Annotated in this window: 14 protein-coding genes; 2 read left to right on the forward strand and 12 right to left on the reverse strand. The window is 62.5% G+C overall.

What is annotated here, in order from left to right:
* Nucleotides 1–5: 5 nt before the first annotated feature.
* The 6 genes from KUL25_RS13130 to KUL25_RS13155 form a co-directional block, all read right to left on the reverse strand.
* Nucleotides 6–776, reverse strand: a complete 771-nt coding sequence (locus KUL25_RS13130) for an SDR family NAD(P)-dependent oxidoreductase (protein ID WP_257893356.1) — start codon at nucleotides 774–776, stop codon at nucleotides 6–8.
* Nucleotides 773–2,881 (reverse strand): alpha-galactosidase, encoded by a 2,109-nt coding sequence (locus KUL25_RS13135; protein WP_257893357.1) that lies wholly within the window; start codon nucleotides 2,879–2,881, stop codon nucleotides 773–775. The genes KUL25_RS13130 and KUL25_RS13135 overlap by 4 nt, the downstream gene beginning before the upstream one ends.
* Nucleotides 2,881–3,732 carry a carbohydrate ABC transporter permease gene (locus tag KUL25_RS13140; RefSeq protein WP_257893358.1) on the reverse strand — a complete coding sequence of 284 codons (852 nt, stop codon included), beginning with the start codon at nucleotides 3,730–3,732 and terminating at the stop codon, nucleotides 2,881–2,883. The genes KUL25_RS13135 and KUL25_RS13140 overlap by 1 nt, the downstream gene beginning before the upstream one ends.
* A 4-nt stretch (nucleotides 3,733–3,736) precedes the next feature.
* Complete coding sequence (locus tag KUL25_RS13145; protein ID WP_257893359.1) at nucleotides 3,737–4,771, reverse strand: carbohydrate ABC transporter permease; 1,035 nt, start codon at nucleotides 4,769–4,771, stop codon at nucleotides 3,737–3,739.
* Between the two features lie 35 nt (nucleotides 4,772–4,806).
* A complete protein-coding gene (locus KUL25_RS13150; RefSeq protein WP_257893360.1) occupies nucleotides 4,807–5,304 on the reverse strand; it encodes a hypothetical protein in 498 nt (165 codons plus the stop codon).
* A gap of 132 nt (nucleotides 5,305–5,436) precedes the next feature.
* A complete protein-coding gene (locus KUL25_RS13155; RefSeq protein WP_257893361.1) occupies nucleotides 5,437–6,699 on the reverse strand; it encodes an ABC transporter substrate-binding protein in 1,263 nt (420 codons plus the stop codon).
* 184 nt (nucleotides 6,700–6,883) lie between these two features.
* Between KUL25_RS13155 and KUL25_RS13160 the strand changes: the two genes are divergently transcribed.
* Together KUL25_RS13160 and KUL25_RS13165 are read left to right on the forward strand one after the other, a co-directional pair.
* A complete protein-coding gene (locus KUL25_RS13160; RefSeq protein WP_257893362.1) occupies nucleotides 6,884–7,678 on the forward strand; it encodes an IclR family transcriptional regulator in 795 nt (264 codons plus the stop codon).
* Nucleotides 7,679–7,699: 21 nt separating this feature from the next.
* A complete protein-coding gene (locus KUL25_RS13165; RefSeq protein ID WP_257893363.1) occupies nucleotides 7,700–8,755 on the forward strand; it encodes an ABC transporter ATP-binding protein in 1,056 nt (351 codons plus the stop codon).
* Here the strand turns inward: KUL25_RS13165 and KUL25_RS13170 are convergent.
* The 6 genes from KUL25_RS13170 to rfbC all read right to left on the reverse strand — a co-directional run bounded on the left by KUL25_RS13170 (nucleotide 8,752) and on the right by rfbC (nucleotide 15,461).
* Nucleotides 8,752–9,561 (reverse strand): sulfotransferase family protein, encoded by an 810-nt coding sequence (locus KUL25_RS13170; RefSeq protein ID WP_257893364.1) that lies wholly within the window; start codon nucleotides 9,559–9,561, stop codon nucleotides 8,752–8,754. The genes KUL25_RS13165 and KUL25_RS13170 overlap by 4 nt on opposite strands.
* Nucleotides 9,558–12,017, reverse strand: a complete 2,460-nt coding sequence (locus tag KUL25_RS13175; RefSeq protein ID WP_257893365.1) for a glycosyltransferase — start codon at nucleotides 12,015–12,017, stop codon at nucleotides 9,558–9,560. The genes KUL25_RS13170 and KUL25_RS13175 overlap by 4 nt, the downstream gene beginning before the upstream one ends.
* A 7-nt stretch (nucleotides 12,018–12,024) precedes the next feature.
* Entirely contained in the window at nucleotides 12,025–12,897 is an 873-nt protein-coding gene (gene rfbA / locus KUL25_RS13180) for a glucose-1-phosphate thymidylyltransferase RfbA (RefSeq protein ID WP_257893366.1), read from the reverse strand.
* A gap of 118 nt (nucleotides 12,898–13,015) precedes the next feature.
* The gene (rfbD, locus tag KUL25_RS13185) at nucleotides 13,016–13,861 is read right to left on the reverse strand and encodes a dTDP-4-dehydrorhamnose reductase (RefSeq protein ID WP_257893367.1); all 846 of its coding nucleotides are present in this window, start codon (nucleotides 13,859–13,861) and stop codon (nucleotides 13,016–13,018) included.
* Entirely contained in the window at nucleotides 13,858–14,898 is a 1,041-nt protein-coding gene (rfbB, locus tag KUL25_RS13190) for a dTDP-glucose 4,6-dehydratase (RefSeq protein WP_257893368.1), read from the reverse strand. Before rfbB ends, rfbD begins: the two co-directional genes overlap by 4 nt.
* Nucleotides 14,895–15,461, reverse strand: a complete 567-nt coding sequence (gene rfbC, locus KUL25_RS13195) for a dTDP-4-dehydrorhamnose 3,5-epimerase (RefSeq protein ID WP_068359674.1) — start codon at nucleotides 15,459–15,461, stop codon at nucleotides 14,895–14,897. The genes rfbB and rfbC overlap by 4 nt, the downstream gene beginning before the upstream one ends.
* Nucleotides 15,462–15,512: the final 51 nt, after the last annotated feature.

Here is a 15,512-nt window from a genome sequence, read left to right on the forward strand (position 1 = left end):
CCGGTTCATCCTGTCGTCACCACGCCACCGTCGATCACCATGGTCTGTCCGGTCATCGCCCTGGACACCTTGGAGGCCAGGAACAACACGCCGCCAACGATATCCTCGGGCTTCAGGTGTTCCTTCAGACACATCTTCTCCATATGCGCATCAAGATCTTCGGGAGAGGCCCAAAGTTCCAGTTGCTTGTCGGTCAGCACCCATCCCGGCGCCAGCGCGTTGACGCGGATGCGGTCGCCCCCGAATTCCCGCGCAAGGGAGCGGGTCATCGCGGTGATGCCGCCGTTCGCCGTGGTATAGGCGGGGTATCCCGAGTTGCCCATCATGTAGCTGATCGACGACATGTTGATGATCGAGCCGCCGCCGGCATCCTGCATACCCTCGATCACGGCCTGGCAGCCGAAGAAATAGGCCTTGACGTTGATGGATTGGGACCAATCCCAGAACGCCTCATCGACGTCCAGGGTCTTGTGGCGCTGATCATTGGCGGCGTTGTTGACCAGAACGGTGATGGGACCGTGGGCGGAAGCGGCCTCTGCGATGCAAGCGCGCAGACGCTCGGTATCGGTGATGTCGCAGATCAGCGCGAGCGGACGATTGCCGGTCTTGGCCTCCATCTCATCCGCGAAGGGTGTGGCGTCCGAGCGTTGAACGAAGGCCACCTTCGCGCCTTGCCGCAGGAAGCCTTCCGTCAGGCTGGCACCAATGCCGGAGCCGCCGCCCGTGATGAACACCGAGGCGCCGTTGAGGTCGGGGTATGTCGCGATTTCTGTCATAGGCGTTCGCCCTCCAACACCCACATGGTATCAGGGTAATTCCACGGCAAGACCAGGCCATGATGCATCAGCCATGCGCCTGAGACCTCAACGGGCCCATTCTTCAGCGCAGGCATCCCCCGGCTGAGCGCCGGGGCGGTGCCACGGTTCATCAGGGTGATCTTGTAGCGCGCCGTGGCGTCCAAAGCCGTCAAGCGCAAGGGACGCGGTACGATTTGATGGGACGTCGCGGCCTTGCCTGCGAAGACGACGAACCTGTCACCCTCAGGTGACATCTGCTGTTCAGCGATGACCGCTGGATCAGCACTGTCGAGGCGCAGGATATCCGCCTGCAACATCCAGTCGCGGTTGTACTTCCACCACGCCGTGACCTCTCGTAGAACCGCCGCCTCATGGTCATCCAGCTCACGCGGATCCATCTCGAACCCCATGTGACGCTGCGCGGCAACCCATGCGCGGAATGAGATGTCGAAGATGCGGCCGGAAGTATGGCAGCGGCGCGGGCCGACGTGGGACCCGGTGACGGCAACGGGCAGGAACAGCGCCGCGTCGTGCTGAATGCGGAGGCGTTCGAGGGCGTCGTTGCTGTCGCTGAGCCAAACCCTTTGGGTACGCTGCATGATGCCGAAGTCGATGCGCCCGCCGCCGCTGGCGCAGGACTCGACCTCCACTTGCGGGAAGTCGGCGCGGAGGCGGTCGATCAGCGCGTAGGAGCCGCGCGTTTGGTCCGCGTCGGGCATCGGCAAGACACGGTTATGGTCCCACTTGATGTAGTCGATCGGATGCGCGGCAAGGATCGCGGCCATGCGGTCGTAGATGAAATCACGCACCTCCGGCAGCGCCATGTTGAGCGCCTTTTGCTGACGTCCCAGCGTCTGATCCTCGCCCCCCAAGGCCCAATGGGGATTGGCGCGGTGGATGTCACTGTCGGGATTGATCATCTCGGGCTCGAACCAAATGCCGAACGTCATCCCGAGCGCATGAACATGGTCGATCAGAGGGCCGAGGCCATCGGGGTATTTGCGAATGTCGACCTCCCAATCGGACAGGCTGCGGGTGTCGTCATCGCGTTGGCCGAACCAGCCGTCATCGAGCACGAAACGCTCGGCCCCGAGGTCAGCGGCGCGTTCAGCGATGTCCTTGAGGACGGGCAGCTTGTGGTCGAAGTAGACGGCTTCCCAGCAGTTATAATGCACAGGGCGCAGGCGGTCGCGGTCTGGCCAAGTCACGATGCGGTCGCGCAGGTGGCGCTGAAAACTGACGGCACAGCCGTTCAGACCGTGGCTGGAATAGGTGACATAAAGCGTCGCGGATTGAAACGTTCTGGCGGCCTGCGTCTCCATCCGGGCGGCATGGCCGAACTGGATCTGACGGCGGCCATCGGGGAGTTCCTCTGCAATCATCTTGTGGCCGCCAGACCAACCGTAGTGGAAGCCGTAGGCCTCGCCTTGCGTATTGGTGCAGCCCTTGAGCGGCACGAGGAGGCCGGGGAAGTGTTCGTGCCCCGTGCGGCCCGTGCGGTTCTCGCGGTAGCGCATGCCGGGCGACCAGGCGGTGCGGTTGGGCTGAAACTCACCACACCACCGGCCAGAGAAGTCGATCATCTCTTCCGCTTGCTGAGGGGCAGGAAGGACGGGCGCGGCTAGCCAATGCAGGTGCACGGGGCGCGTGGCGTCGAGGCGCGTTTGCGCGGTGATGATGCGGGTCGAGCGATCGGTGGCGAAGGTGAAGGTCAGCGTCAGACCGTTGACCTCATCGGCGTAGGTCAGCGCCAACCCCTCCTCGCTGCGCTCCTCGCAGGTGTAGCAGAACTTGGGCAACAAGGGCGTGCCGTCGCCGTCGCGCAGGATCAGGCCGGGCTGGCCGGGGAAGGTACGGACCGCCTCGGGGCACAGCGATAGGTCCGGGTTTTCGTCCAGCATGCCGCCGGTCACGTCGAGGGCATGGGCCGCATGAAGAACGCGCAGATCCTCGTCCAACGGCAGCGGCGCCCCCCAATAGACGACCTGCGGAAGGCGGTCGCCTGTCGCCGCCAGCACCATGGTCTGACGCCCATCATCATCGAGCCGCCACGTGCGGATGCTGGTGGTCAGCGTGCCGTCCATCACTTCACCGCGCCCAGGGTGAGACCCGCAATAAAGTGCTTTTGCATCAGGAAGAACATCGCGACGGGCGGGATGGCCGCGACGATGCTGCCCGCGCTCATCATGTGATACATGGCGCGGAATTGGGCGTTGAACGCGGTGATGCCTGCGGTGACGGGTTGGGATTCAGGGCTTTGGGTGAGGACCACGGCCCAGAAGAAGTCGTTCCAGATGAAGGTAAAGATCAGCACGCACAGCGCCGCAATGGCAGGGCGCATCAGCGGCAGAACGACGTACCAGAAGATGCGGTATTCGCTGACACCTTCCACGCGGGCGGCTTCGATGAGCTCACGGGGCAAGGCGCGGATGAAGTTGCGCATGAACAGCGTGCAGAATCCCGTCTGGAACGCGATGTGGAAAAGGATCAGACCCATGCGCGTGTCATAAAGGCCCATCTGGTCTGTCAGGTCGCGCACAGGCACCATGAGGATCTGAAACGGAACGAAATTGCCCGCCACAAACATGAAGAAGATCAACAGGTTGCCCTTGAAGCGGTACACGCCCAAAGCGAAGCCCGTCATGCACGACAGCGCCACTGCGCCGATCATCGTAGGCACAGTAATCACGACCGAGTTCCACAGATAGCGCGGCATGTCGGACCCGGTGAAGACGGTCCAGTAGTTGCCAAGGCCTTGCAGGCCATCCTCGCCGATGCCCCAGTAATTGCCCTGAGTGAAGTCGTTCCCGGATTTGATCGAGAAGAACATGACCGCCAGCAGCGGGATCAACCAGACCAGTAGCATGAACGGCAAAAGCAATTGGTAGCCGATGCGGACGGGGGCGGAATATTGTTCGATGGGACGTGGGAACATGGGGCTATACCTTCTCGTCCCGCCACATCTTCCACAGGAAGCCGGCGATATAGACCATCATGATCAGGAACAGGATAACGGCGATGGCCGAGCCGTAGCCCATGCGGAAGCCGAACTCGGACAGCGCCACGTCGTACATGTAGAACGCCAGCACAGAGGTGTTGTAGAACCCCGGCCCGCCGTTGGTCATGATGGTGATCAGATCGAACGACCGCAGCGCGCCGATGACCGTGACGACGATGGCGATGAATGTGGCAGGCCAAAGCTGCGGGAGGACCACGTACCACAGCATCTTCGGCCCCTTGGCCCCATCCAGCCTCGCCGCCTCGATCTGTTCGGGGTCCACGGCGTTCAGGCCGGTCAGGTACAGGATCATGCAATAGGCGGTTTGCGGCCATAGGCCCGCGGCGATGATGCCGTAGGTGGCGGTGTCGTTGTTACCAAGGATGTTCACCGGGCCTGCGCCGAACCACCCAAGGATCACGTTCAGCAAGCCTTCATCCGCACCGGGCAACATGAACCAGGAAAACACCAGACCCACGACGACCTGGGACAGAACAAAGGGGAAGAAGAACAGCGACTTGTAAAGCCGCATCCCGAAGACCTTCTGATTCAGGAACAGCGAAATCATCAGTCCGCCAGGGATGGCGAGGAAGTAGAGCAGAAGCCAGATCACGTTGTTCTTCAGTGAGGTCCAGAAAAACGGATCGGCGTAGAGGTTCCGGTAGTTCTCCATCCCGACGTATTCGGCGTTCCAGACGGTGTCGCCTGTCAACTCGCACCCCGGCTCGCGTCCGGCGCGGTTGCCAAGCTCAAGGCATTGCTGGTCGGTGAAGCCGTCGATGCCGCGGTATTGGGGGGAGTAGAGGCCGTTCCATTCGTAAAGCGAGATATAGAACGACTGGATGATCGGATAGAGCACGTAGGTCGCGAAGAAGATGAACGCTGGCAGCAGGAACAGCCACGGCGCGATCGCCTGCTGGCTGATCTTGGACCGTGGGGCCGGATCGTTGGTAATGTTGGTCGCGACAGTGGCCATCTGAATGGTCCTTAACGTGGGGTCGGATCGGGATCCTATTGGCAACCTTCAAACATCGCCGACAGGATATCGGACGAGCCCGAGAGGTGCATGGCAAATGTCGTTCCCGCCAAGCTGACAGAAGCGCGGGATTCCTGCCCCAACGCAGCGAACAGCGGGTCGGCTTGGTCAAGGGTGAACACCGGGTGGCCCGATCCGGTCATCTCGGAATAGACCACCGTGCCGCTGACGGGAAAGGCGCTGCCGTCCACCACGACATTAGCCGTCAGGCGTTCTTGCGGGCCAAGGCCGGGGAAGGCGTTTTCGATGGTGATATCCACAGCCGGTGAGCCTGGGGTGCAACGCAGGTAAACCATGTCGAATTCCGGCGTGCAGGTGTTGTAGCTCGCGATGCCGCCGCCGCCCTGGTTGATCAGCGTGGCAGTCCAGCGGTGGCCTTGGGAACACGGCCCGTCAATCGACAATTCAGCAAAGGCGCTGCTGGCCGAAAGTCCAAGGGCGCCTGCAAAGCAGAATAGCAGATTACGCAGCATCAAGCTCTCCTTGGGTTGGTTTTCATGGGCCATCTGGTGCGCCCGATGGGGGTAGCCGTAGGGCGGACCCTGGCCCGCCGCGCGGTCGGGCGGCCCCGAGAAAGGAGCCGCCCGAAGCATGTGTCAGCCGTTTTAGTAGATCCGGCCGCGTGCCTGCTCCAGGATCATCAAGACCTGGTCCAGGGTGGAGGGATCGATCATGAACTGCTGGAAGCCCTGCATGGCGACCTGCGCCATTTCCGCCGGAGCATCGCGGTCGAAGAATTGCGCGATGCCACCGCCCGCGTTGTTCGACAGCATGTCGAAGCCCGCGTTCAGGAACTCGTCGTCATCGACTGCGGATCCGGAGTTCACCGGCAGCTGACCCAGGTTGTCACCGTTGTTGATGAGTGTCTGGTTTTCAGCGGATGTCACGAACAGAAGAAAGGCTTCCGCCGCTTCCACGTTCTCGGCGTTGGCCGCGATATGGAAGGTATCCGTGGGGGCATCTTCGCCCGGCTCAATCGCCGGATCGATCTGTGGGAACTGGTAGAAGCCCAACTGATCGTCGCTGAGACCCGCTTCACGCAGCGGCGCCACGGCGAAGTTGCCCATCAGGTAGGCGGCGGCCTCCCCGTTGACCATGAACGGCAACGCCTCCTGCCAGGAGTAGGACTGGTGGTCGTCGATGAAGGCGCCCATGTCGATGAGGGTCTGCCAGTTCTCGAAGGTTGCGCGCACGCGCGGGTCCGTCCACTCGACCTCACCAGCGGTCAGGGCCATGTGGAAGTCATAGCCGTTGGTGCGCATGTTGAGGTAGTCGAACCAGCCGCCAGCAGTCCATAGGAACTGCGTGCCGATGGTATAGCAGGAACGGCCCGATTCAACGATAGCGGCGCAGTTTGCCAGCTCTTCTTCCCAAGTCGTCGGAGCTTCAAGACCGAGTTCGGCGAAAATGTCTTCACGGTAGTACACGCCCCACTGGTAATACGTGTACGGCACGCCCCAGATGCCGCCATCCATGGTCATCGCGCCTTGGGTGGAGGCGAGCGTTTCCGACAAGCCACCCTCTTCCCAGAGGTCCGAGATATCCATGAACAGGCCCGCATCCACGTAGGGGCCCATGCGGTTGCCAGCGTACCAGTTCACCACGTCGGCGGTGCCGGACTGCAAGACGTTGCGAATCTGTGTCTTCCACGCTTCGCGGTCGGTGATGACCAGTTCCACCTCAACGCCGGGGTTCTCGGCGGTGAAACGCTCGACCATGCCTTCCATGACCGCGCGCGGTGCCGGGTTCGACATGTCCGAGAAGATGCGCAGGGGGCCAGAAACGCCGTGGCCTTCTGCATAGGCAACGCCCGTAAGCATGGTCGCTGCAGCCAGTGCTGCGGCACCGGTCTTGTAAATGGATCGCATGGTGTCCTCCCTAGGATCGTAAAAAATCTGGTTCCACTATGTGAAACTCGGTTTCTTATATTGAAATCTTAGGCCGAACCTGCCTAGTCTTGTCAACACCTAAGCGCGGCGGCTTCGCGCAAATCGCGGCAGACGGCTGGAAGATGTGGAGGACATCAACCAGCACCATAAGGGAGGAAAGACAGTGGTGGGCGACGTTGCCGACAGCCAAGACGGAACGGTGGGCAAGGCCCTGTCGGTGCTGGACGCCGTGGCCTCTTTCGGGCGGCCCGTACGATTCGGTGAACTTCTGACCGAAAGCCCCTATCCCAAGGCAACGCTCTATCGATTGGTGCAGGTCCTGACCAAGCAATCGATGCTCGTCTATGATCCAGATCGCCAGACCTATTCCCCCGGCCTGCGCCTTGTGCGGCTTGCCCATGCGGCGTGGCAAACGACGTCGCTGGCTCCGGTGGCACGCCCATACCTGGAGGCCCTTTCGGCTGAGGTCGGAGAGACGATCCACCTTGCACAGCTTGATGGCGGCAGCGTGCTTTACGTCGACAAGATCAACGCCCGTGACCCGTTGCAGATGTATTCCCAGGCCGGAAAAGTGGCGCCGTGCTATTGCACGGGCGTGGGTAAAGCGATGCTCGCCTTCCTGCCCGACGCGCAGTTGGAGCCGATCCTGCGCCAGCAAAGCTATCACGTGTTCACCGCACACACCTATCCCGATGCCGATGCCCTGCGCGCCGAGTTGCGCGCCATCGCCAAGCGCGGCCATGCCTATGACCGAGAGGAGCACGAGCCGGGAATCATCTGCGTTGCGGTCCCGATCCTGACCCGTGCGGGCCGCGTGTTGGGCGCGGTCTCGGTCACATCCTCGACGGAACGCACCACGCTTCAAGGGCTCGATGCCCACCTGCCGCGCATCCACGCTGCGGTCTCATCCATCGCGGGGGAGGCCCAGGACTGGCGCTTCCCCGACGCAGCAGAATAACCCAAGGGGAGGACGCGGCACATGTCGGGCCTGCAACTCACAGACGTGATCAAACGCTATGGCAAGACCCAGGTAATCCACGGAATCGACCTGACGATTGAAGACGGGAAATTCTGCGTCTTCGTCGGTCCCTCGGGCTGTGGCAAATCCACGCTTCTGCGCATGGTTGCAGGGCTGGAGGAAACCACGGAAGGCACGATTGACATAGGCGGGCGCGACGTGACCCGCGCCGATCCCGCCGCCCGCGGTGTGGCGATGGTGTTCCAGACCTACGCGCTTTATCCGCATATGACAGTGGCCGAGAACATGGGCTTTGGCCTGAAGATGAACGGCTACCCCAAGGCTGAAATCGCCGAAAAGGTCGCGGAAGCCTCGCGCATCCTGAAGCTGGACGACTATCTGGCGCGCAAGCCCAAGACCCTGTCCGGCGGTCAGCGCCAGCGTGTCGCCATTGGCCGCGCGATTGTACGGGGGCCAGAGGTGTTCCTGTTTGACGAACCGCTATCAAACCTTGACGCCGAGCTGCGGGTGGAAATGCGGGTGGAAATCGCGCGCCTGCACAAGGAGATCGGGGCCACGATGATCTACGTGACACACGACCAGGTCGAAGCGATGACGCTGGCCGACAAGATCGTTGTGCTGCGTGCAGGCTATATCGAACAGGTCGGCGCACCATTGGACCTCTATAACGATCCGGACAACAAATTCGTGGCGGGCTTCATCGGCTCGCCCGCGATGAATTTCTTCGATGGCGTGAACGCGGGCGGCTTGATCACTGTGTCTGCCCTTGGCGGCGCGGAATTTGCAGCGCCTTTGTCGATGGTCGGCGACGGCCCCGTGACCGTAGGCGTGCGTCCCAACAAGGTAACGCTGTCCGAGGGCGATACCCACCGCGTAGACTTGTCCGAGCGGTTGGGCGGCGTGAGCTATCACTACGTCTCTGCCGCCGACGGGTCCAGGATCGTCGTCGAGGCCCATGACCAGGAAGCTCCACCGCCCGGCACGCCCACGGGAATCGCGTTCGACGTCGCCGATGCCTATTTCTTCGACACAAAGTCGGAAGCGCGGTTGCGCTAGCGATCCTCTGCCGCGCGCACTTGCGCGGGCAGATCATAGCCTCGCAGGGACGCCAGTTTGTCACACCGGCGCGCGACAATGGCGGCGTCACGATGCGACAGGACCGTCTTCCATTGGTTTTTTTCGCGCCGGGCGTCGGACGCTTCCCACAGGCCTTCGGAGCACGGCACCTGAGCGAATTCCATCAAATCCGAGAGGGTGCCGGGCACGTTGTCCAGAATATCCTCGTAGCGGACTTCGATCATCCGCCGAGGCGCTGACTTTGCGATCGCGTCCCAGATCGTCACGGCTTCCAACCAGCAGTTGATCGCGCCATGCAGGTCAGGGATCAGAACTTGGCGGCCCAATTGCAAGCTGGCCACCACGTTGAGGGGGTTGCGCACCAGATGCACGATGCGGGCGCGCGGAAACTCGGACAGGATCATCGGGAGTCCGTAGATGTTCTGAGGTGTCTTGTCGAACCAGCGAAATGGTTCGGACACGCCCTTGGCGGCGGCGAACGCGCTGATGTAGCGCCGTTGCAGATGCACCTTCGACGGGCTGCGTTTCAAGATAAGGTCGAAGACATCTTGGGTTACGCCATCCATTTCCCGGTGCTTGCGCAACAGTCGATTGTGGACATGCGGCGCCATTCCGCCGGGCGAGCGGAAGGCTTCCGACCAGCGCAGAAAATGCGTCTCTTCCGGGCAGATGAAATCAGGCACGCGCCGCAGCATGTCCCGCAACCACGTGCTTCCGGATCGCATCGACCCGACGATGAACAGAGGCATCTTGTCCGAGGCCAGCGGCGGGAGCGTTGCGGTCATTCTGCGGCTTCCTTCGAGGCAATGCGCATGCGCAGCGTTTCGATCAGACGCGCGGTGCAGGTCTCCTTGGGCTCCAACGGCACGGCAAAGCCGTTGGCTGCCGCCGCCAGCGCGTCACCTTGCGCACCAAGGGCGAACCCCGCCACGGGCAGGCCCGTTCCCAGCGCCTCATGGGTGGTGAACGAGAACGTCTCGGGCCAGATCGCGGGCACCAGCCAACCGGCCACGCCATAGTACTCTGCGAGATCTGCGATCTCTTCTCGTGCGTACGCCCCATGGAGCGTGACGTTACGCGGCAGCGGAATCGTGCTGTCTGCGTTACCGATCACAACGAAAGACTGCTCGGGGGAGTTCAGGGCAATCTCTCGCAACACCCAAGCGCCCTTCTGGTGATTGATGTTGCCCAACACGGCGATGCAGCCTGCATGGGTCGGGTGGGCCATGCGCACGGGCGTCGGCAAGCTATGAGGCCGCACCTTGATAGGCGCGTCAGGGTAGGCCTGCGCAAACAGCGCGGCGGAGGAAGCGGAGAACGCCGTCACCTCATCGGCAGTGGCGATAAGCGCGCCCCAAGCCGCGCGCCACTCGGCCAATGAGGCCGTTGTGCCATCGGGGCGAAGCACGGTGTGCGTCGGGTCCGTGTTGTCGAGGTCTGGCGTGCCGTTGAATTCGCCCTGCTCCAGCAACGTGTAGGATGGCGAGACGGAATAGAAGTCATGCAAATGCAAGGCGATGGTATCGCCCGCGCCCTCGCGGCGCAGGGCCATCAGAGACCCGGGCAAGGTGATCGGGTCCAGATCACCGACACCGCAGGAATAGATCAGCTCAAGGGCAGGCACCGGCTTCAGAAGCCGCGCGACCGTCTCAAGATCATCGGTCTGCCCTGCCATCAGTTGCCCATCGACTTGCACATCGACCTGCCACCGGCGCGGGCCACCAACCCGCAGGATTACAGCGACACCGCGTTTTTCGATCTCCATCTGCATGGCGATCTCGGACCCGCCGCCGAGTGTATGAGCCAGATAGACTGGCAGTCGCCCGCCTTCGGCCTTCGCTGCCCGGCACGCGGCCAGAACGATCCCCAGCGCAAGGCGTGGCGTGGCCAGCGGGTCCTCAGCAATGAATCGCTGCACATTGGCGTCGAACACAGGATAACGTTTTGAGATCAGAGCGTTGGATTTTCGCATCTGGCGCGACTTCTCTTCCGAGCCAAAGCTTTGGCCGCCGATATGCTCTACAAACAGTCGAGGCTGGCAAAGGTGCCGTGCGCCAAGCGCCTTGGTCTTCTGGCTCCAGTCGACTTCCTCGCCGTAACCGCGTCCGAAGGCGGGATCGAGGCGCGGCACCTTTGCCAGCCAACTTCGCGCCATCGCCATGCAGAAACCGACGCCCGTGGGCACATCGGGACATGTCTCGCCACCCAGCGCGGCGGCGGCGCGGTCGATCACGTCACCGTCGCCTTCGCCCAAGCTGATCCCTGGCCCCATGGTCGGGACCGACAGAACCTCTGCCGCGTTCGACATCGGCGTGACCGAAGCCACGCTGGGGTCGCTAAGCGGGGCGGTCAGGCCGCTGGCCCAGCCGTCCGGCACCATGGCGTCGGTGTTCAGCAGCACCACCGGGCCGTTGCCGCCCCGCGCCTCTGCCGCCTCAAGCCCCACGTTGACGGCACCGATGAACCCGAGGTTCCGCGCTTGAGGCAAATGCGTGACCTTGCCGGGACGGGCGGCGGCCCAGGTCGTAAGCCAAGGGGCAAGCTCGGGATCAGTGGAGCCGTCGTCCACGGCGATCAGATGCCATGGCAAATCGGTATGCGCCTCCACCCGCGCGAGGCATTTCTGCAAGTAGGGCAGCGCGTTGTAGATCGGCAGGACGATCGTGATCTCGGCAGTCGCAACCATCGGAGCGCGCCGCGCAGAGAACCACGATGGATCGATGAGATGCCCCCGGGCCACGACCTCTAGACCCAGGTCGCGCTTCACGGCGGTCTTGGTCTGCTGCGAGGGCGTCCTGCGGTAGCGGATCAGCGCGGGCATGGCGCGGGCCAGGTCCCGCAGGAACGCCCGACGCAGGCGGCGGTGGGCTGACGCGGGTGCAGGTTCTGCCGGGTGGGGCAAGGGGACGGAGAATACGCCGCCGGGGCCCTCGACATGCAAGGTCAAAGGGCGCGCACCGGCGGGGACCGCGCCCTCAAAACCGGAGTCAGGCCGAATGCCGATCTGCGCTGCCACGTCGCCGCGATAGATGTCGGGGATCATCACCACTTCGCCGTCAGGCCATGTCACACGGATCCTGTCGGCGTTAGCCCAGCCGGTGATCTGGACCCGGTCATCGCGGCGCACGACCTGCTCGACCTGTCCGATACGTCGCCCAATACGCCCGAGGGCCACGCCCCTCAATCGGTCTTCATGGACCGCCGCATACCGCAGATAAAGCGCTTGGAGACGACGGAGCACCGCAGGTCTATCCTTTCGCGGTGGTCGCCAGATAGCGGCCGTATTGGGTCTTGCCGAATAATTTCGCGCGCTCGGCCAGACCGTCGGCGTCGATCCATCCCGCAGCGAAGGCGATCTCGTCCGGAGACCCCACCTGCAAGCCTTGCCGTTGGGTCAGCGTGCGCACGAAATTGCCAGCGTCCAGAAGGCTTTCATGGGTGCCTGTATCAAGCCACGCATAGCCCCGGCCCATGCGTTCCACCGTCAAGGCGCCTTCCTTCAGGTAGCTTTCCAACAGGCTGGTGATCTCCAACTCCCCCCTTGCGGAAGGGATGACGGCGGCGGCGCGTTCGGGCGCGGTGCCATCAAGGAAATAGAGGCCCGTGACCGCATAGTTTGACGGCGGCACCTCGGGCTTTTCGATAATCGAGGTCACGCTGCCGTCGGCGGCGAAATCGACGACGCCGTAACGCTCGGGGTCCGTCACGCGGTAGCCGAAGACCGTACCGCCCGTGGCGCGCGCATCGGCGGCGGCCAAGGCCTCCGGCAAGCCGTGGCCGAAGAAGATGTTGTCGCCCAGAACCATCGCCGAGGGCGCGCCATTGAGAAAATCCTTCGCCAGAAGGTACGCCTGCGCCAACCCATCGGGACTGGGCTGCTCGATATATGTCAGGCTGAGGCCCCATTGGCTGCCATCACCCAGGGTGCGCTGGAATTGCGCCTGGTCTTCCGGGGTGGTGATAATGGCAATCTCTTGGATCCCCGCCAGCATCAGGACCGACAGCGCGTAATAGATCATCGGCTTGTCGTATATCGGCAGCAGTTGTTTCGAGACGCCAACCGTCACCGGGTAGAGACGCGTGCCGGACCCGCCTGCCAAAACAATTCCTTTTCGCGCCATTCTTAGCGTCTCCGTCTCGTGAGCTTTCGCCACGGGTAGCGTGTTTGGAAGGCCTTGCCAATGTGGCACACCACGATGCCTCTAGTGCACCGACAGAGTTTACATGTGCTGAACACGCTCAGGGTTTTTGGATTTCCGCTAAGACATCGCGCAGACCGGCGCGCCAATCGGGACGGGCGATCCCGAAGCCCGCGCTGGTGGCCGCGCAATCAAGCCGTGAATTCAGGGGCCGCTTGGCGGGCGTGGGATAATCGGACGAGGGTATGTCCGTGACCAAGACGCTGAGCCCCGCCTCCTTGAAAATCACCCGCGCGAACTCGGCCCATGAGACATCCGGCGCGCCGGAGAAATGGTAGGTGCCGGATTTCGAGTGGTCACTTTGCAGCGCTTTGGCCATCGTTACGCAGGCCATTGCGATGGCGCGGGCCGAGGTTGGGCCACCGATCTGGTCCGCCACCACGGTCAAGGCGTCCCGCTCTGCGCCCAAGCGGAGCATGGTCTTGACGAAGTTGGCGCCATGGGCCGAGAACACCCAAGACGTGCGCAGGATTGCATGGGCAGCGCCCGAGGCACGTACCGCGTCTTCCCCGGCCAGTTTTGTGCGCCCATAGACCCCCAGCGGCGCGGTCGGGTGATCCGGCGCGAATGGCGCCTGCCCTGCCCCATTAAACACATAATCGGTGGAGATATGGACCAGTGGAATGCCCTTGGCCGCGCAGGCAAGCGCAATGGCGCCTGGCGCGTCCCCATTGACGGTTTGGGCCAAGGCCTCCTCGGTTTCGGCACGGTCCACCGCAGTGTAAGCGGCGGCGTTGATGATGGCATTAGCGTCCGTTGCCGCGATAAAATCAGCGCAGGCCTGTGGATCGCTAAGATCCGCTTCGGCCCTGCCTACCGTTTGCACCCCAAGGCGCGCCAACTCTTTTGCGACCTGGCCGGTTTGGCCGAACGCCAACAGGCTCATGCGCTCGTCCCCAGCCGCTGACCTACACCGTCGCGAGCTTGCAACGCGCGCCACCAATCCTCGTTGGCGACAAACCAGTCCACGGTCTTGGCAAGGCCTTCTTCGACCGTCACGGAGGGTGTCCACCCGAGCTCTTCCTGAATGCGGCTTGCGTCAATCGCATAGCGCATGTCGTGACCGGGGCGGTCTGTCACGAAGGTGATCAGGTCCGCGTGGGGCGCCTTTTCAGGACGCCGAGCGTCCAACAACCCGCAGATGGTGCGCACAAGATCGATGTTCGTCCGCTCATTGTGGCCGCCGATGTTGTAACTGCGCCCGACCGCGCCCTTCTCCAACACGCACAGAAGCGCGTCGGCGTGATCTTCGACATAGAGCCAGTCACGGATGTTGAGGCCATCGCCGTAGACGGGGATCGGCTCTCCGGCCAAGGCCTTCAGGATCACCACGGGAATTAATTTTTCGGGGAAGTGATAGGGCCCATAATTATTGGAGCAATTGGTCAGCAGGACCGGAAGACCATAGGTTTCGGCCCAGGCGCGAACCAAATGGTCCGACGCGGCCTTGGAGGCGGAATAGGGCGAGTTGGGCGCATAGGGACTGTCTTCGGTGAAGAGACCAATGTCGCCCAGGGTGCCATAGACTTCGTCGGTGGAGACATGATGGAAGCGAAAGCCCACGGGCTTGCCGCGCGCTTCCCAATGGGCGCGGACAGCGTCGAGCAGGGTGTAGGTGCCGGTGACGTTGGTCTGGATGAAGGCTCCCGGACCGTCGATGGAGCGGTCTACATGGGATTCCGCCGCAAGGTGCAGAACCGCATCCGGTTGGTGACGGGCAAGAAGGGTATCGACCGCCTCTCGATCACAAATATCAGCCTTCTCGAAGGTGTAGAGGTTGGAAGAGGCGACGGGTGCGACATTCTCTAGGCACGCGGCATAAGTCAGGGCATCGAGGTTGATGACCTCATGGCCGCGTGCCACAGCAAGGCGCACGACGGCGGATCCGATAAAACCCGCGCCGCCCGTGATCAGGATCTTCATGGCGTAGCCTCATAGGTGAAAGGGCTGTCGAGGTCTTTCAGACGCCCGGCGACAGCATCCTTGTCAGACAGCACCGGCGCGGCCTCCAGGCGCCAATCGATCCCGATATCCGGATCATTCCAGATCACCGCGCCCTCCGTCTCGGGCGCGTAGAAGTCACTGCATTTGTAGATGATTTCCGTCCCCGGCTCTTGCGTAACGAACCCATGGGCGAAGCCTGCCGGGACCAGCAATTGCTTGCCGTTCTCGAACGTCAACTCGATCCCGAACCAGTGACCGTAAGTGGGCGAGCCCTTGCGGATATCCACGGCCACGTCAAACAGCCGCCCGCGCCCACAGCGGACCAGCTTGGCCTGAGCGTGGGGCGGGGCCTGAAAATGCAGGCCCCGGATCGTACCGACTTCAGCCGACAGGGAATGGTTATCTTGCACGAAAGTGGTGGTGATGCCGTGGTCCGCCAGCTTGGTTGCGCTGTAGGTCTCGGCAAAAAAGCCCCGGGCATCGCCAAAGCGCGGTGGGGTGATCACCACAAGGCCGTCAAGGCCGGTCTGCTCAATGTCCATCGGGTCGCCTGCTCTGCCGCTTGTTTTGCGCGACAATGCCACGGGCGCGCG

This window comes from Gymnodinialimonas phycosphaerae (genome assembly GCF_019195455.1).
Classification (GTDB): domain Bacteria; phylum Pseudomonadota; class Alphaproteobacteria; order Rhodobacterales; family Rhodobacteraceae; genus Gymnodinialimonas; species Gymnodinialimonas phycosphaerae.